The sequence below is a fragment of the Corynebacterium casei LMG S-19264 genome (assembly GCF_000550785.1).
GTDB lineage: Bacteria > Actinomycetota > Actinomycetes > Mycobacteriales > Mycobacteriaceae > Corynebacterium > Corynebacterium casei.
This window is the reverse complement of the sequence record NZ_CP004350.1, coordinates 3,028,143-3,044,209: the sequence shown is the minus strand read 5'-3', so window position 1 is coordinate 3,044,209 and position 16,067 is coordinate 3,028,143. Positions and strand designations below refer to the sequence as shown.

Annotated in this window: 14 protein-coding genes and 1 pseudogene; 7 read left to right on the top strand and 8 right to left on the bottom strand. The window is 56.6% G+C overall.

Annotated features, from left to right (window positions below):
- Entirely contained in the window at positions 1–786 is a 786-nt protein-coding gene (gene hpaH / locus CCASEI_RS13850) for a 2-oxo-hept-4-ene-1,7-dioate hydratase (protein ID WP_025388331.1), read from the top strand.
- Positions 771–1,553, top strand: coding sequence for an HpcH/HpaI aldolase family protein (locus tag CCASEI_RS13845; protein WP_025388330.1), 783 nt, complete (start codon positions 771–773; stop codon positions 1,551–1,553). The genes hpaH and CCASEI_RS13845 overlap by 16 nt, the downstream gene beginning before the upstream one ends.
- On the opposite strand, the gene CCASEI_RS13840 is transcribed toward CCASEI_RS13845, so the two are convergent.
- Together CCASEI_RS13840 and CCASEI_RS13835 are read right to left on the bottom strand one after the other, a co-directional pair.
- Positions 1,554–2,624, bottom strand: coding sequence for a maleylacetate reductase (locus tag CCASEI_RS13840; RefSeq protein ID WP_025388329.1), 1,071 nt, complete (start codon positions 2,622–2,624; stop codon positions 1,554–1,556). It abuts the gene before it with no gap.
- A gap of 15 nt (positions 2,625–2,639) precedes the next feature.
- Positions 2,640–3,575 (bottom strand): AraC-like ligand-binding domain-containing protein, encoded by a 936-nt coding sequence (locus tag CCASEI_RS13835; RefSeq protein ID WP_025388328.1) that lies wholly within the window; start codon positions 3,573–3,575, stop codon positions 2,640–2,642.
- A gap of 144 nt (positions 3,576–3,719) precedes the next feature.
- Between CCASEI_RS13835 and CCASEI_RS13830 the strand changes: the two genes are divergently transcribed.
- On the top strand, positions 3,720–5,132 hold the full coding sequence (locus CCASEI_RS13830; RefSeq protein ID WP_025388327.1) for an aldehyde dehydrogenase family protein: 1,413 nt from the start codon (positions 3,720–3,722) through the stop codon (positions 5,130–5,132).
- Here the strand turns inward: CCASEI_RS13830 and CCASEI_RS13825 are convergent.
- Positions 5,129–5,785, bottom strand: a complete 657-nt coding sequence (locus CCASEI_RS13825; RefSeq protein ID WP_025388326.1) for an MOSC domain-containing protein — start codon at positions 5,783–5,785, stop codon at positions 5,129–5,131. The two genes, CCASEI_RS13830 and CCASEI_RS13825, sit on opposite strands and share 4 nt — an antisense overlap.
- A gap of 41 nt (positions 5,786–5,826) precedes the next feature.
- Positions 5,827–6,522, bottom strand: coding sequence for an alkaline phosphatase (locus tag CCASEI_RS13820; protein ID WP_225868410.1), 696 nt, complete (start codon positions 6,520–6,522; stop codon positions 5,827–5,829).
- A gap of 75 nt (positions 6,523–6,597) precedes the next feature.
- On the opposite strand from CCASEI_RS13820, the gene leuS reads away from it, so the two are divergent.
- Complete coding sequence (gene leuS, locus CCASEI_RS13815; protein ID WP_025388324.1) at positions 6,598–9,441, top strand: leucine--tRNA ligase; 2,844 nt, start codon at positions 6,598–6,600, stop codon at positions 9,439–9,441.
- A gap of 82 nt (positions 9,442–9,523) precedes the next feature.
- Here leuS and CCASEI_RS15130 read toward each other — a convergent pair.
- Positions 9,524–9,619 (bottom strand): annotated as a pseudogene (locus tag CCASEI_RS15130) (muconolactone Delta-isomerase family protein); the annotation flags it as partial.
- 180 nt (positions 9,620–9,799) lie between these two features.
- Here CCASEI_RS15130 and CCASEI_RS15665 point away from each other — a divergent pair.
- Complete coding sequence (locus CCASEI_RS15665) at positions 9,800–11,278, top strand: helix-turn-helix transcriptional regulator (protein ID WP_318532815.1); 1,479 nt, start codon at positions 9,800–9,802, stop codon at positions 11,276–11,278.
- A 25-nt stretch (positions 11,279–11,303) separates the two neighbouring features.
- Here CCASEI_RS15665 and pcaD read toward each other — a convergent pair whose 3' ends face one another.
- The 3 genes from pcaD to CCASEI_RS13795 are packed head-to-tail and all read right to left on the bottom strand — an operon-like array spanning position 11,304 to position 14,173.
- Complete coding sequence (gene pcaD / locus CCASEI_RS13805) at positions 11,304–12,113, bottom strand: 3-oxoadipate enol-lactonase (protein WP_025388322.1); 810 nt, start codon at positions 12,111–12,113, stop codon at positions 11,304–11,306.
- A 6-nt stretch (positions 12,114–12,119) separates the two neighbouring features.
- Positions 12,120–13,355 (bottom strand): acetyl-CoA C-acetyltransferase, encoded by a 1,236-nt coding sequence (locus tag CCASEI_RS13800; RefSeq protein ID WP_025388321.1) that lies wholly within the window; start codon positions 13,353–13,355, stop codon positions 12,120–12,122.
- A 41-nt stretch (positions 13,356–13,396) separates the two neighbouring features.
- Entirely contained in the window at positions 13,397–14,173 is a 777-nt protein-coding gene (locus tag CCASEI_RS13795) for an IclR family transcriptional regulator domain-containing protein (RefSeq protein WP_025388320.1), read from the bottom strand.
- Between the two features lie 90 nt (positions 14,174–14,263).
- On the opposite strand from CCASEI_RS13795, the gene CCASEI_RS13790 reads away from it, so the two are divergent.
- Together CCASEI_RS13790 and CCASEI_RS13785 are read left to right on the top strand one after the other, a co-directional pair.
- Positions 14,264–15,007, top strand: a complete 744-nt coding sequence (locus tag CCASEI_RS13790) for a CoA transferase subunit A (protein ID WP_025388319.1) — start codon at positions 14,264–14,266, stop codon at positions 15,005–15,007.
- Complete coding sequence (locus CCASEI_RS13785) at positions 15,007–15,654, top strand: 3-oxoacid CoA-transferase subunit B (protein ID WP_025388318.1); 648 nt, start codon at positions 15,007–15,009, stop codon at positions 15,652–15,654. The genes CCASEI_RS13790 and CCASEI_RS13785 overlap by 1 nt, the downstream gene beginning before the upstream one ends.
- The last annotated feature ends 413 nt before the right edge of the window (positions 15,655–16,067 follow it).

Below are 16,067 nucleotides of genomic sequence, written 5' to 3'. Positions count from 1 at the left end.
ATGCTAGATAAACAACAACTAAAAGATATTGCTAAGCAGCTGCATGAGGCGGAGAACAACCGCACCATGATTCCGCGTCTGACCGCGACTTACCCGGATATGACTGTGGAGGATTCCTACGCGGTCCAAGGCCAGTGGGTGCAGCGCAAGATTGATGCGGGTTCCAAGCTGGTCGGCCGCAAGATTGGTCTGACTTCCAAGGTTATGCAGGAGGCCACCGGCATTACTGAGCCAGATTATGGCGCAATCTTTGAAGATCAGATTTTTGAAAACGGCTCCATCATTGAGCATGAGCAGTTCTCCAATGTGCGCATTGAGGTGGAGCTGGCGTTCGTGCTCAAAGAGGACTTGTCTGGCCCGAACGTCAACATCTTCGACGTGCTGCGCGCAACGGAATACGTAGTGCCAGCGCTGGAGATTTTGTCTTCTCGCATTGAGATGGAAGGCCGCACCATCGTGGACACCATTTCTGACAACGCGGCTTTGGGCGCGATGGTTTATGGTGGCAACCCCGTTGCACCGGATGCGGTTGACCTGCGTTGGGTCTCTGCCCTGCTGTACCGCAATGAGTCTATTGAGGACACCGGAGTGGCCGCGGCCGTGCTCAACCACCCAGCGATGGGTGTTGCTTGGCTGGCTAATAAACTGCACGCGCACGGTGAGACCCTCAAGGCCGGGGAGATCATCCTGGCAGGTTCATTTACCAAGCCAATGTGGGTTTACCCAGGCGATACTGTCCACGCCGATTATGGTGAGCTAGGAGCAATCACATGCCGTTTCCAGTAGAACTACCAAAGCCGTTTAATGCACAGCTTGCCGATGCCTCGCGGCCGCAGGTCGGCATGTGGATCTCTTCCGGCTCTTCTGTCGCGGCAGAGATTGTTGCCTCCGCGGGCTTTGATTGGGTACTCGTCGATGGTGAGCACTCCCCTTATAGCCTGGAGACCATTACCACCTTGCTGCGCGCGGTTAGCGCTTATGATGCAACGCCGATGGTGCGCTTGCCGGTTAATGACACCGTGTTGATTAAACAGTATCTTGACCTGGGTGGGCAGAACTTGATGATTCCTATGGTCGATTCCGCCCAGGAAGCCGAAGCTGCGGTTGCAGCGATGCATTACCCGCCGCGTGGCGTGCGTGGTGTGGGTTCTGCACTGGCGCGTTCTTCGCGCTGGAATGCGGTGCCGAATTATCTCACCACCGCGAGTGAGACCCTCAGCCTCACCGTGCAGATCGAGTCAGCCGAAGCGGTGAAGAACGCCGATGAGATCCTCGCTGTTGATGGCGTCGATGCCGTCTTTATCGGCCCTTCTGACCTCGCTGCCTCTATGGGCCTTATTGGTCAGCAGCAGCACCCGGATGTGGTTGATGCTGTTAATGCCACCATTGCCAAGGCGAAGGAAGCCGGCAAGTTTGTTGGCGTCAACGCCTTCAACTTGGACCAGGCGCAGGCCTACATGGATGCCGGCGTGGACTTCACGCTCATCGCAGCCGATGTCTCCCTGCTGGCGAACCACTCCCGCGCTCTGGCCGAGAAGTTCTGCTCCGAATAGCTACAACTTCCCTGACCAGGCGGAAGAGATAATCCGCGTGATGGATTCTTCGGAAACCTCACGCGGATTTCCATATGAACTACTCAGGACATCCCGGGCAATACGCGGGATGTCCTTCTGCTGCATGCCTAGTTCCTGCAAGGAAGTCGGTGCGCCGAGTTCGCGTGCGAGCTCCCAGAAGGACCGTGCTGGATCAGTAATAGTAGAACGCTGTGCGGATCCGAGCGCGCGTGATAGTGCGGTGACCGCCTCGGGTACTGCGGGCTGGTTGAATGCCAGGACATGCGGCAGCATCACCGTATGGGTTTCAGCGTGCGGAAGGTTCAATGTGCCGCCGAGTGCGTGGCAGATTTTGTGGTGCAGTGACATGGTGGTCGAACCCAAGCAGGTCCCGCACAGCCATGCGCCGTAGAGCGCATCACTGCGTGCCTCGCGGTCTTCAGGATTAGCGCGGATACCGAGCAAGGCAGACGTAAGTGCTCGTATGCCCTCTTCGGCCATCAAGGAAATGATTGGTGAGTTATCGGGCGCGTAGAGCGCCTCCACTGCGTGCGCAAGAGCATTGAACCCGCTGGTGATAGATGTATCCACGGGCAAGCCTCTGGTGAGCTCGGGATCATAAATAACACTCTTCGGCAGCACGGATTCATTACGCCCGGTGGTCTTGTGGCCATCGGCAGTCATGCCCCACACCGTAGTCATTTCTGAGCCTGCATAGGTGGTGGGAATCGCGATGGTGGCAAGCCCTGTTTCCATTGCCACTGCTTTGCCCAGCCCAATGGCGGAGCCGCCGCCGATGCTCACGCAACCATCAGCACCGAGAGCCTGCACCTCGGCGATGGTCTCAGCGGCGACCTCGCGCGGTACATGCATGACCGCCTTGGCGATAACGCCAACGCACAGTGAACCAAGGGCACGTGCAAGCGCCTGCCCTAACTCCGCACGCCCCGGCGTGCACAACACCGCCACGCGCTGCAGGCCGAGATGCTCGACTTCCTCGGCAACGACATCAAAAGCTCGCACGCCAAAGCGCACGCGCATGGGATGCGCCTGGTAAATAAACTCCCGCATTCTGTTGCCTCTCCCCTAGCTTTGAAAAACCCGGGCGCGAAACGCGCTCGGTGACTCGCGGAACTCCGTCTTAAACGCGCGCGAGACCTGCGATGCATCATGTAAGCCGTAGCGTGCCGAAATGGTGGAGATGGACTCGCTCTTCATCAATGGGTTAGCCAGGTCCTCTCGGATGTGTTCGAGGCGCTGGGTGCGGATAAACACACCAACCGTCGTCTTTTGTGCAGCGAAGCGCGCGTGCAGCTGGCGCACGCTGACAAAAAGAGCATCCGCGATAGTTTGCGGGCCCAATTCTGGATCGGAAAGATTTTGCTCGATGTACTGTTGCGCCTGCTCAAACAACAAGTTCTCTGAGTTCATGCCCGGCTGCGAATCCAGCTCTGAAGCAAAGACCGTCACCAGCATGTTCAAAGCCGACTGCAACAGCGCCACCGCGTGCGGGCCTTCAAGCACCTCAATGTTTTCAGCCAACTGCTCAAACAACGGCACCATCACCCGGCCCAGACCGTCGGTGCGTGACACGGTGCGCGCGGTAATGCTCTCCAATTGGAACGGCGTCAGGTGCAAGTAGCTTTGCGGAAAGAGCACCACCAGCGAATGCTGTTCCTGCGAATACTCCAGCTCATAAGGACGCTGCGTGACATACAACGCCAAGTCCCCCGGATTTAGCTGGCACTCGCGACCATCCTGGCGCATCACCGATGAGCCTTGAATTTGCAGGCTCAACTTGCAGTACGGCACGTCCCCCGCCGGAATGTCCTCAGCGCGCCGGGCAACGGAATGCGGACCGGTGCGCATATCAAATAAAGACACATCCCCTGCCGTCGCGGTTTTAAGCTCTACCTGGAAAGACTCCGGGTCTGATGCCTCAATATCGAGCTTCCCGAACGCCGAATTAGACGCAATTTTCCACTCGTTGAGGTCCAAGTGGGAGGCAGGTAATTGCGGCATGTTTCAACTATATCGCCAGAAAGCTGGGCGGGGTTCACATTAAGAAACAACTACTGTGCGCGCAAACACAACAATAAATGCAAGTGATATATATCCTAGAGATAAGCGTATTCTTCACGGTTACCTACACATAAGGAGCACTTCGTGTCCCAGTTCGATACCTATGATTCCCTACTCGCTTCCATCGTTGCTGAATCCGGCGATGAAGTGAAAAACCCAGCCACCGGCGAAGTTGTGGGCGTTGCCCCGGCCGGCACCCCAGAAGATATGGAAGCAGCGATCACCCGCGCACGCGATGCGCAGAAGGAATGGGCAAAGCTCGGCGAGGCAAAGCGCAATGAACTGCTGCTTGCTGCTGCCGATGCCATTGAAGCCGCTGCTGAACCACTCGCCGAACTGCTCTCCCGCGAGCAGGGTAAGCCACTGAACGGACCAAATGCCCGCTTTGAGGTCGGCGCATGTTCGGCATGGCTGCGTGCCACCGCTTCCTTTGAATCCCCTGACCACACCGTTGTTGAAGACGGTGAGACCACCGCGAAGGTCTTCTACCGCCCACTCGGCGTGGTTGGCGCGATTGGCCCATGGAACTGGCCAATGATGATTTCCGTTTGGCAGTTAGCCCCGGCATTGCGCATGGGCAACACCGTTGTCATGAAGCCCTCCGAATACACGCCGCTGTCTGTTCTTGCGTTGGTCAAGGTCATCAACAGTGTCCTACCGGAAGGTGTGCTCAACATCGTCACTGGCGATGGCAAGGTGGGCGCGGCCCTGTCGACGAGCCAGGGCATCGACAAGCTGATGTTCACCGGCTCCACTGAGACCGGCCGCAAGATTGTGGAATCCACCGCAGCTTCCCTGGCTCGCGTGACTCTTGAGCTCGGCGGCAACGACGCTGGCATTGTGCTTGACGATGTCAACGCTAAGGAAATCGCCGAGGGCCTTTTCTGGGGCGCATTCATTAACACTGGTCAGACCTGTGCCGCGATGAAGCGTCTGTACGTTCCAGAGTCCATCTATGACGAGGTCGTGGACGCACTCGTTGAGGTGGCCAAGAATATGCCGATGGGCGTCGGCCTGGAAGAAGAAAACGTGCTGGGGCCGCTGCAGAATAAGCAGCAGTTCGATATCGTCGACAAGCTGGTCAAGGCTGCAAAGGACGGCGGCGCACGTGTGCTTGTTGGCGGTGAGCCTGACTACGACCAGCCGGGATACTTCTTCCCTACTACCCTGGTTGCTGATATCGACAACGACAACCCACTGGTTGCTGAAGAGCAATTTGGCCCAGCCCTGCCGATTATCAAGTACTCGACTATTGATGAAGCCATCGAGATGGCTAACTCCCTCGATGTTGGCCTGGGGTCTTCCGTCTGGTCTTCTGACCGCGAGCGTGCCCTCGAGGTTGCATCGCAGCTCGAAGCCGGTACTACCTGGATCAATGCCCACGGCAACGTGGATCCACGCATCCCATTTGGTGGCACCAAGAACTCCGGCTACGGCGTTGAGTTCGGCGTAGAAGGCCTCAAGGGCCTTGCCTACCCACACGTGGTGAACGGCTAATTTACCCGCTCTAAACGGCGTGCAAGCTGTTCGTGGTGATGCCCAGGTAAACAATGGGCATTCACCACTTTTTCTAGGTTTTCTTTGGCGCCCATCTTTACGGCGAAAGCTTCAGCCATGGTGACTCCGTGGCTAGGAGCTTCTTCAAGAATTATCTCGTCATTCGGGGTGATAGTGCCTGGGGAAATAACTCGAAAATAAGCACCGCAGTCGCCGCGTGCGGTGAACTTTTTCACCCAGCCTTTTTCCTCCAGCCATGCAGCAAAAGTCGCGCACGGGGTGCGGGGGACTGAGACCTCTAAAACCGCGGTTCCAATTCGAACGCGCTGATTGATGACAAGACCACCCAGGTCGATGCCGTGGGTGGTGAGGTTTTCTCCAAAGGAGCCATCGACAAGCTTTCTGCCTAGCTCATCCTGCCAAAAGTCCAGCTCTTCGCGCGAGAACGCATACACGGCTTTGTGTGCGCCGCCGTGGTGCTGGTCATCGCCAATAAAATCTCCGGTCACGCCGGAGCCGTCGCCGTAGTTGGGCCCGGGCGCGAACACAGAGATGGATTCGGCCGGCTGCTTATCGATCCCGGTGCGGCTGTAAGTACCAGCCGCATTGTCGCGGGGGACGGCAATATTGGTGGAGGCAACGCGTGCATTCATGCAGTCCATTAAACCACCAGCCAAAAACTGGTGATTGCGAACTACTTGAACTGACGGATCAAACGGTCAATCGCGGAGGTGTCAATGGAGACAACGCCCACGGATTGGGCGAGTGCTACCAGCGCGCCAATGACAGCAGCCATGATGCCCGCGCCCGCAAGGCCAGAGAAAGCGTTGCTGGAACCAGAAGCAACAGGCTTCTTGTCGTCATCGTCGTTGCCACCGGTGTTGCTGCCGTTGGTCCACCAGGTGTTTTTCGCTAGCTTTGCGATGTCAGTGTTGTCGATGTAGTCACCGCGCACCGGGTCGGTGCCCTTGACCTGGCTCATGATGTCTTCAGAGCCAGCGCCCTTGAAGAAGAAAGGAACTACCTGGTTGGTGTGGTTACCGGAGTACCACTCGTGAGTTGGCAGGGTAGACGAGTCACCGGCCATGACGTTCCACTTGCCGTCTTCTGGCTCATTCATGCCGGAGAGGTAGCCGGTTTCGTGGTCAGCGGTAACAATCAACAGGGTTTCTTCCCAATTGGAGTTGGTCTTGACCCACTCGATAGCAGCGTCAACGGAAGCGTTGAAGTCCTGCATTTCTTCAATCTCACGCGCGGACTGGTTAGCGTGACCAGTCCAGTCAATGGCGCCGCCCTCAATCATGACGGAGAAACCATCGTCGTCCTGGCCCAGGACATTCAGTGCGCCGGGGTGGACGTTCGAGCGACCTGAATGTGATGGACTCGACATCATGATGTGGCTAAGCGCAGGGGAGAAGTATCCAACTTACGCTGCTGGTGGGTTGACCTACTAGACTGTGATGCTATGACGAACCCTAGTGAAACCACTACGCACCGCTATACCCCGGAACTGGCGACTGAGATTGAACAGCGCTGGCAGAAGTACTGGATTGATAACGGCACTTTTGATGCTGCCAACCCAGTAGGGAAGTTAGCCACCGATAAGCCATTGCCGAAGGACAAGCTCTTTGTCCAGGACATGTTCCCTTATCCTTCCGGTGCGGGTCTTCACGTTGGTCACCCACTGGGTTATATCGCAACTGACGTCTTTGCGCGCTATAACCGCATGCTGGGCAAGAACGTTTTGCACACTTTGGGTTATGACGCTTTCGGTCTGCCAGCGGAGCAGTACGCTATTCAAACTGGTACGCACCCACGCACGACCACGATGGCGAATATTGAAAACATGCGTCGTCAGCTGGGCATGCTGGGCTTGGGTCATGACCAGCGCCGTTCGGTAGCTACTACGGATCCGGAATTCTATAAGTGGACGCAGTGGATCTTCCTGCAGATTTACAACGCATGGTTCGATGAGGATCAGAACAAGGCACGCCCGGTTTCTGAACTGATCGCTGAATTAGAAGCAGGCACCCGCACCACCAAGGATGGTGCTGTTTACAACGACTTGTCTAAGGCTGAGCAGGCTAAGGCTGTCGATGAGTTCCGCCTGGTTTACTTGTCTAACTCCACCGTGAACTGGTGCCCGGGTCTGGGTACGGTTTTGGCGAATGAGGAAGTTACTGCTGATGGCCGTTCTGACCGCGGCAATTTCCCAGTCTTCCGCAAGAACTTGAGCCAGTGGATGATGCGCATTACCGCGTACTCCGATCGCCTGTTGGATGATCTGGAGCTGCTGGATTGGTCGGACAAGGTCAAGTCCATGCAGCGCAACTGGATTGGCCGTTCCCGCGGTGCAGAAGTTACTTTCGATGCCCAGGGCCACGACATCCGCGTATTTACCACGCGTCCTGACACCCTGTTTGGTGCTGAGTACATGGTGCTGGCTCCTGAGCACGAGCTGGTGAAGGAACTGGCAAGCACCGAAGATTACGGTGCGGATATCAACACCAAGTGGACCTATGGCAAGAGCAACCCGCAGGATGCTATCGCGGCTTACCTGAAGGACATCGCGTCTAAGACTGAGCTGGAGCGTCAGGAAAACAAGGAAAAGACCGGTGTATTCATCGGCGCTTATGCCACCAACCCGGTCAATGGCAAGCAGATCCCAATCTTCATCGGTGACTACGTGCTGATGGGCTACGGTACCGGCGCGATTATGGCTGTGCCAGCGCACGATACCCGTGACTACGAGTTCGCTACTGAGTTTGAACTGCCGATCACCGAGGTTGTTTCCGGTGGCGACATCACCGAAGAGGCATACACCGGTGAAGGCACCGTGGTGAACTCCGCGAACGATGAGGGCCTGGACATCAATGGTCTGAGCAAGTCCGATGCCATCGCCAAGACCATTGAATGGTTGGAGTCCAAGGACTTAGGCGTTGAGAAGATCCAGTACAAGCTGCGCGACTGGCTCTTTGCGCGTCAGCGTTACTGGGGCGAGCCTTTCCCAATCGTCTACGACGAGGATGGCCAGGCGCACGCGCTGCCTGAGTCGATGCTGCCGATTGAACTGCCAGAGGTCGAGGACTACCAGCCAGTGTCTTTCGATCCTGATGCCGCTGATTCCGAGCCACAGCCACCATTGGCGAAGGCCAAGGAGTGGATTGCGGTTGAACTCGACCTGGGTGAGGGCACTAAGACCTACTACCGTGACGCGAATGTCATGCCGCAGTGGGCAGGTTCTTCCTTCTACCAGCTGCGCTACATTGATCCGGTCAATGATGAGGCAGTAGTAGATATTGAAAATGAGCGTTACTGGACTGGCCCACAGCCAGATGTTCATGGCCCGAATGATCCAGGCGGCGTTGACCTGTACGTCGGCGGTGTGGAGCACGCCGTGCTGCACTTGCTGTACTCCCGTTTCTGGCACAAGGTGCTCTATGACTTGGGCCATGTCACCTCCAAGGAGCCATACCGTCGCCTGTACAACCAGGGCTATATCCAGGCTTATGCCTACACCGATTCCCGCGGCATCTACGTACCAGCAGCCGAGGTAGGGGAGAAGGACGGCAAGTTCTTCTACAACGGCGAAGAGGTCAACCAGGAATACGGCAAGATGGGTAAGTCGCTGAAGAACGCGATTGGCCCGGATGATTTCTGCGAGGAATTCGGCGCGGACACCCTGCGTGTCTACGAGATGTCCATGGGTCCTTTGGACACTTCTCGTCCATGGGCAACCAAGGATGTTGTCGGTGCGCAGCGCTTCTTGCAGCGCCTGTGGCGCTTGGTCGTCGATGAGACCACCGGTGAAATCACGGTTTCGGACGCAGAGCTTAACGATGAAGACAATAAGCAGCTTCACCGCACCATCGCCGGTATCCGTGATGACTACGACCACCTACGCGCGAACACTGCTGTGGCGAAGTTGATTGAGTACACCAACTACCTCACCAAGAACTACGGCAAGAGTGTTCCACGTGCCGCGATTGAACCAGCCATCATCATGACGGCACCGGTTGCACCGCACCTCGCCGAAGAGCTGTGGAACAAGCTCGGCCACGAGGACACCATCACCTTCGTTGACTTCCCAACCTTTGATGAGAAGTGGCTCAAGGACGATGAGATTGAAATCCCAATCCAGGTCATGGGCAAGGTCAAGTCGCGTGTCTCTGTCCCCGCCGACGCCGACCAGGACACCGTTCTTGCAGCCGCGCTTGCCGATGAAAAGATCGTCGCGCTGACCGATGGCAAGAACGTGGTCAAGAAGATCTACGTTCCTGGACGCATGGTTAACCTGGTCGTGAAGTAGGGAAGCAGCTAGGCAGCTTACCTACAAAACAAAAGCCCGAGCATCCTGCAGTTTAGATGCGGTGATGCCCGGGCTTTTGTGTTTAATCCTCGTGAAGGTTGTACTTCAGTGCGTTAGGGTGCTTGGCCAGTGGCGTGATTTTCACGTCCATGTACTTGAACATGGGGAAGCCGCTGAGGAACTAGTGCACCGCGCGCGAAGCCTTAACAGTTACGATGAAAATGTTTCCACCGAGCTTGCAAAAACTGCCGATAGCCTGGGCAGCGCGGGGCGTTGGAAGGAGGCCGCGCAGTTTTATCAATTAGCTTCTGAATTGGCTGCCACTGAAGCCCACCAACGCCAATATGAGCTCAACCAGATGGAAGCCTTAGTTTCTTCGTCCAATATCCGTGCGGTAGCGCATCATGCCCGCACTTTGGATACCCGAGCGCCGAATATGTGGCGCGATTCTTTATTGGGGTACTTGGTTATCCACCAAGGACGGCGTAACGAAGCCATGGCACGGTTTAGCAACGCAGATTTAGAAAAAAGCGCTCCCGATGCCGTACGCGCGCAGCTAGCTGGGTATAAAGCTTTGGCGGAAATTGCTAACTGGAATCTGCAGGGCGTTCTTGAAGCCGCAGAAGAAGCGGTGAAATGGGGCGGACCTGAATCAGAGCCCGCCTTGTCCGCAAGCTATATCGCCAACGTCGCGAAAGTAGCTCTGACCGGAGCAAATGTTGACATGCCGGTGATGCCAGGGGAGTCCAAAGTGCTAGCCCAACGCCGTCATATGGTGGTGGGCTGGGTCAAACTGGCCAACGATGATCCGGTTTCTGCCCGACAAGAACTTCAGCAGCTTCCACGCGAAGAAGGCGCAACCCGTATCGATTTGTGGCAGATTGCGTGGCTTGCGCGCGCGGAGTTTTTACTCGGTGAATGGGATGATGCGCTCGCCACGGTGAAAAAGGGACTGTTCCAATCCGATTACTTCGGGATTGACCTCCTTGATCCGTTATTGCTGTGGACTGGTGCAATCATTTCGCAACTGCGGGGTGATTATTCCATCGCTGCGGATTACCGAAACCGTTTGATCATCAGCAACGATGCCTTTGTCATTCAGAAAGTTCCTGCTGCGATTACACGCGTGGTCACGGGCTTGCGGGAAAACCAGATGGTTGATGCTGTCCGTGCGACAGACCAACTCATTGAGTTAGATAAGAAGCAAACTATTAGCCAGCCCGGATTTTGGCCATGGCGCGACTTAGCAGTTCACGTGCTACTAAAAACCAAGCGCCTGGAAGAAGCAGATGAGCTTCTTGGCATTGCAGAAGAAGATGCTAACCGCGTAAATAATCTGGGTCTCAAAGCGCGCCTGGTCGCTGAGCGTGCCCATCAAGCGTTGGTGTTGGGTGAGGCTGACCGGGGCGTCAAGTTATATGAAGAATGCATCGAAATGATGGCTAATACCCACATGCGCCCCTATCAGGGCAGAACGCTTTTTGCCTTTGGCCAGGCGCTACGCAGGCTGGGTCGACGCCGGGATGCGGATGGCTACCTAGCTCGCGCAGCCGAGGTCTATCAATCCATGGGCGCGCATGCGTATGTAGAAAAGATCAACCGCGAGCGGCGTGCCGGAGGGTTGGGTCCGCGGCAAAATTCGGTGTCTTCGTTAACGACGCAGGAATTAGAAGTCGCCCATCACGCCGCCAGCGGGTTGACCAACAAGGAAATCGCCGCGCAGCTCTTCCTTTCACCCAAGACCGTGGAGTTTCACCTCACGCGTATCTACCGCAAGTTACGCATCCGCACCCGCACCGAACTCCCCGCAGCGCTCGCCCAAGCTCTACGCGAGTAAACCAGAAAAAAGCCTGCAGGCGCGTTTATCCTGCAGACTTTCTCTCACTCATGATGAGGCTCCAGCGCGTAAAGTGCGCGCGCAGGGCATCGGTGACTTCCTGCGGTGCCTCGATGGTGGGCACGTGCGCGCCGGGCTTGATTTCCACGTAAGTGGATTCGCCGCTGACTGCTTCGCCGATACCTTTGAGCACTTCAGGTGGGGTAGAAGGGTCATCGGCGCCAGCCAGAACCAGCACGGAAACAGAAATCTTCGGGAGTTCACCCGCAAAGTCCCAGTCAGCCAAAGCTTCAGAGCAAGACGCGTAGCCTTCGGCCGGGGTGGTGGCGATCATGTTGCGGTAGAACGCGGTCGATGCTGGATTTTCGGCAATCCAGCCTTCGGAGAACCAGCGCCCCACGACGGCATCGGCAAGCGCGGCGGTGGAATCTGCACGCACGGTCCGCGCGCGCTCATGCCAGGATTCAGGAGTGCCAAATTTCGGTGCCGTGCACAAAAAGGCTGCCGAGGTGACCTTCGGATCATTAGCCGCGAGGTACTGCGCAACCGCGCCGCCGAGGGAAAGGCCGACAACACCGTAGGTGTCAACGCCGTGCTTTTCGATGGTTTCTTGCACGTCACTTGCCAGATCCGCAATGGAGGCAGGGCCCTCAATAACAGGGGAGTGGCCGTGGCCGCGGTGGTCGACGGCGATGACGCGGAAGACATCGGAAAGCGCATCGAGCTGCGGCAACCACATATCAACCGTGGAGGCAATCGACCCGATGAACACCAAGGTGCCCTGTGGAGTCTCCGCCTTGCGTGGTCCGTATTCAACAAAGTGCAACTGTGCCATGTGTTTTTAGCCTTCCTTTTCTACAACTGCTGCCATGCCCTGACCGCCACCGATGCACATGGTGGCAAGACCCAACTGGCCACCCTCGCGCTTGAGGCGGTGCGCCAAAGTCACCAGCATGCGGGCGCCGGTCGCGCCAACTGGGTGACCCAGGGAGATACCCGAACCCCAAGTGTTCAGGCGGGAATCATCCCACGCTAAGTCCCATTCCTGCAGCACAGCGAGTGCCTGCGCCGCGAAAGCTTCGTTGAGCTCAATTGCATCCAGGTCATCCAAGCTGACGCCGGTGCGCTCCAGTGCCTTCTTGGTTGCTGGAACTGGGCCAACGCCCATGGTCTCTGGCGCGACACCTGCAACAGCCCAGCCCTTGAGGCTTAACAGCGGGGTAAGTCCTAGCTCAGCGGCCTTGGCGCGGGTAGTAACAATCATCGCTGCGGCGCCATCGTTTTGCGAGGATGCGTTACCCGCGGTCACGGTTGCTTCTTCATCCTGCTTGCCGCGGATAGAGCGCAGCGAAGCAAGCTTTTCTGGGGTGGAACCCTCGCGTGGGCCCTCATCGGCGGTCACGACGGTTGGCTCCTGGCCACGCTTCTTGGCAGGAATGGTGACTGGCACGATTTCTTCCTCGAACCAGTTCTCTGCTTGTGCCTTCAGCGCGCGCTCGTGCGATGCTGCTGCCATCTGGTCCTGTGCTTCGCGCGTGAGCTTGTACTCGCGGCGAACGTTCTCAGCGGTTTCAATCATGCCGCCAGGAATTGGGTGGTTCTTGCCGCCAGCGGTCTCACGTGCCTCAGCCAGGCGGTCACGCAGCTGCATGTCGCCGCCCTTGACACCCCAGCGGATGGAGCCATCAACGGTGTACTCGGTGCGCGACATAGACTCCGCGCCACCAGCGATAATGAGATCAGCCGCGCCCATAGCCACGTGTGCGGCCGCGGTCATGAGTGCCTGCAGGCCCGAACCACAACGGCGATCCAGCTGCATGCCCGGTACTTCCTTGCCCAAGGCCGAGTTCAGCGCAACGATGCGACCAAGTGCTGGTGCTGCACCATTCGGGCTCGCCTGGCCCAAGATAATGTCATCTACGTCCTTGGCGGTGGTCCCGGTGCGCTCCACGATGGCATCGACCACGGTGGTAGCCAGATCTTCTACCGGAACATCCTTGAATACTCCGCCGTAGCGTCCCACTGGAGTGCGCAGTGGGGAGCAAAAGACAATGTCATTATCGTTCTGGTTGGTCATTGAAGACTCCTTCATTTATTAGAGGTATTTAAAGCTAGGGATTAATTGCTGGCCATGACCAGGTCGCGGGAAATCTCGCTTGCGGTAGATAGCAACACCGGAAGGTAATTGCCGGTCAGCTCATTAACGGAACTCACTGCAGATTGCGTGGAGATGTTAATGGCTGCTACCACTTTTCCTTCAGCGTCTGTAATCGGCGCCGCCAGTGAACGCAGGCCAAGTTCCAACTCTTGGTCTACTAGTGCCCAGCCCTTGCTGCGCACGGCAATGATTTCTTCGAATAGTTGCTCCTTGTCCGTCAATGAACGCGGCGTGAGTCCGTGTGACAGCGGCACCGAGTCCAAGAAACTGCGGATTTCTGCATCTGGCATCCCGGCCAGGAGCACGCGGCCCATCGAGGTGGAGTGGGCTGGAAAGCGCGTGCCGATGGTGATGTTGACCGTCATGATCTTGCGCACCGCCACGCGCGAGACATAGTGGATATCCGTGCCATCAAGCACCGACATCGAACAGGATTCGCCCACCTGCGCGGATAGGCTCTCCAGCCGCGGCTGCGCCAGCGCAGGCAAGGTCAGCGCGGATAGGTAGCTGTAGCCCAATTCCAGCACGCGCGGGGTCAAGGTGAACTGGCCGTCATTATTTACGGCGTAGCCTTCTTCCACCAAGGTGTGAAGAAAGCGTCTAGCTGCCGCGCGGGATAGGCCGGTGGCAGCAGCCACTTGAGACAGGGTTTGTGAAGATGCGGTGGCGTCAAAAGACCGGATCACCATCAGTCCACGCGCAAAAGACTGAACAAAGTCACTTGAGGGACTAGTCATAACTCTCCTTCCAGGGTTGCTGAACACACCATAAATGTGCGCATTGCGAACCGTTGTACTAATGATGAACTTGAGTGTAGCATGTGGCACATGGTTGATAAAAGGACTAATTCCGCCACAGAGGCGGTGCAAGACATTTCTTCGGGATCCTCGATCGCCGTCGGTGGCTTTGGGCTGGTAGGCATTCCTACCGTGCTCATCGAAGCCCTACGCGCTTCGGGTCCAAATGACCTCACCATCGTGTCCAATAACTTGGGTGCTGATGGCTTCGGCTTGAGCTTGCTGCTGGAAGATGGCCGCATTACGCACTCCATCGGTTCCTACATTGGGTTCAACAAGGAGTACGCACGCCAGTACCTGGCGGGTGAGCTCACCGTTGAGTTCACTCCGCAGGGCACCTTGGCTGAGCGTATGCGTGCTGGTGGCGCAGGTATTCCAGCGTTTTACACCATCGCCGGTGTGGGCACACAGGTTGCAGAGGGCGGCTTGCCCATGCGCTATAACTCTGACGGTTCCGTTGCCGAGTACTCCCAGCCCAAAGAAACTCGCGAGTTCGATGGCGAAACCTATGTGCTGGAAACCGGCATTCGCACCGACTTCGCGCTGGTCCACGCGCACAAGGGTGACCGCTACGGCAACCTGTCTTTCCGCAAGACCGCGCAGAACTTCAACCCAGATGCAGCAATGAGCGGCAAGGTCACCATCGCCCAGGTGGAGCACTTCGTGGATGTTTTGGATCCAGAAGAAGTTGACCTGTCAGGCATCTTCGTGGACCGCGTTGTTGTGGTCGGCGAGCAGGAAACAGGAATTGAGTACAGGACGGTGCAGAGCTAATGACTTGGACACATGATCAAATGGCGGCGCGCGTTGCTGCTGAACTAGAAGATGGCCAGTACGTCAACCTTGGTATTGGTATCCCAACCAAGGTGCCCGGATTCGTTCCTGCGGATAAGGAAGTTATCCTGCACTCCGAAAACGGCATTCTCGGCGTGGGTGCATACCCCACCGAAGAGCAGATGGATCCGGAACTGATCAACGCCGGCAAGGAGACAATTACTGCCGCGCCGGGCGCGAGCTACTTCAGCTCATCCACTAGCTTTGCGATGATCCGCTCCCGCTCCGTCGACGTTGCCGTCCTCGGCGCGATGGAAATCTCGCAGTACGGCGACTTGGCTAACTGGATGATTCCAGGCAAGATGGTCCGCGGCATGGGCGGCGCAATGGACCTGGTCCACGGTGCTGAAACCATCATCGTGATGACTGACCACGTGACTAAGAAGGGCACCCCGAAGATTCTTAGCGAGTGCGCCCTGCCTTTGACCGGCGCTAAGTGCGTGGGCAAGATTGTCTCCACCCACGCCGTCTTTGACGTCGATGCCGAAGAAGGCCTCACCCTGGTTGAGCTCGCACCTGAGGTCACCCTGGAAGAGCTCAAGGAAATCACCGGCGCACCATTCAAGGTTGCCGAAGGCGTAGCCTAAAAAATCCCTGTTGCAGGCCTAGCCTTCACCACTAAAATCCCGGCGAGACGAACTCGGCCGGGACTTTCAGGATTTATTATTACGAGATTACACGCAGCCGCAAAAATTCCTTAGTAGTTGAATGCCTAAATTCTATTCTTTTGGTTGCCAGTCTGAACTTTCCCAAGGAGTTTGGGTTGGTTCGACTATCTCCGAAGGATGGAACCAGAGGATATCGGCAATCAGAATAATTGAGGTGATAACCGAAGCCCAAAAGGGTATTTTCCAATTATCCCGCTCGTTTGGTTTCTTTCTCCCCACAGAGTACGAGTAGAAAGCGGCTAGGATAGTTACAGGGAACAAATAGGGAAAGCCAAATGCCGCTGCTATGATGCATACGAAAAGTACTGCTACTACACTTTGAATCTTTGACA

What these genes read in the sequence shown, in the direction of transcription:
- hpaH (WP_025388331.1), top strand. Translation starts at nt 1, where the DNA reads ATGCTAGATAAACAACAACTAAAAGATATTGCTAAGCAGCTGCATGAG.
- CCASEI_RS13845 (WP_025388330.1), top strand. Translation starts at nt 771, where the DNA reads ATGCCGTTTCCAGTAGAACTACCAAAGCCGTTTAATGCACAGCTTGCC.
- CCASEI_RS13840 (WP_025388329.1), bottom strand. Translation starts at nt 2,624, where the DNA reads ATGCGGGAGTTTATTTACCAGGCGCATCCCATGCGCGTGCGCTTTGGC.
- CCASEI_RS13835 (WP_025388328.1), bottom strand. Translation starts at nt 3,575, where the DNA reads ATGCCGCAATTACCTGCCTCCCACTTGGACCTCAACGAGTGGAAAATT.
- CCASEI_RS13825 (WP_025388326.1), bottom strand. Translation starts at nt 5,785, where the DNA reads ATGAATGCACGCGTTGCCTCCACCAATATTGCCGTCCCCCGCGACAAT.
- CCASEI_RS13820 (WP_225868410.1), bottom strand. Translation starts at nt 6,522, where the DNA reads ATGTCGAGTCCATCACATTCAGGTCGCTCGAACGTCCACCCCGGCGCA.
- leuS (WP_025388324.1), top strand. Translation starts at nt 6,598, where the DNA reads ATGACGAACCCTAGTGAAACCACTACGCACCGCTATACCCCGGAACTG.
- CCASEI_RS15665 (WP_318532815.1), top strand. Translation starts at nt 9,800, where the DNA reads ATGGAAGCCTTAGTTTCTTCGTCCAATATCCGTGCGGTAGCGCATCAT.
- pcaD (WP_025388322.1), bottom strand. Translation starts at nt 12,113, where the DNA reads ATGGCACAGTTGCACTTTGTTGAATACGGACCACGCAAGGCGGAGACT.
- CCASEI_RS13800 (WP_025388321.1), bottom strand. Translation starts at nt 13,355, where the DNA reads ATGACCAACCAGAACGATAATGACATTGTCTTTTGCTCCCCACTGCGC.
- CCASEI_RS13795 (WP_025388320.1), bottom strand. Translation starts at nt 14,173, where the DNA reads ATGACTAGTCCCTCAAGTGACTTTGTTCAGTCTTTTGCGCGTGGACTG.
- CCASEI_RS13790 (WP_025388319.1), top strand. Translation starts at nt 14,264, where the DNA reads ATGGTTGATAAAAGGACTAATTCCGCCACAGAGGCGGTGCAAGACATT.
- CCASEI_RS13785 (WP_025388318.1), top strand. Translation starts at nt 15,007, where the DNA reads ATGACTTGGACACATGATCAAATGGCGGCGCGCGTTGCTGCTGAACTA.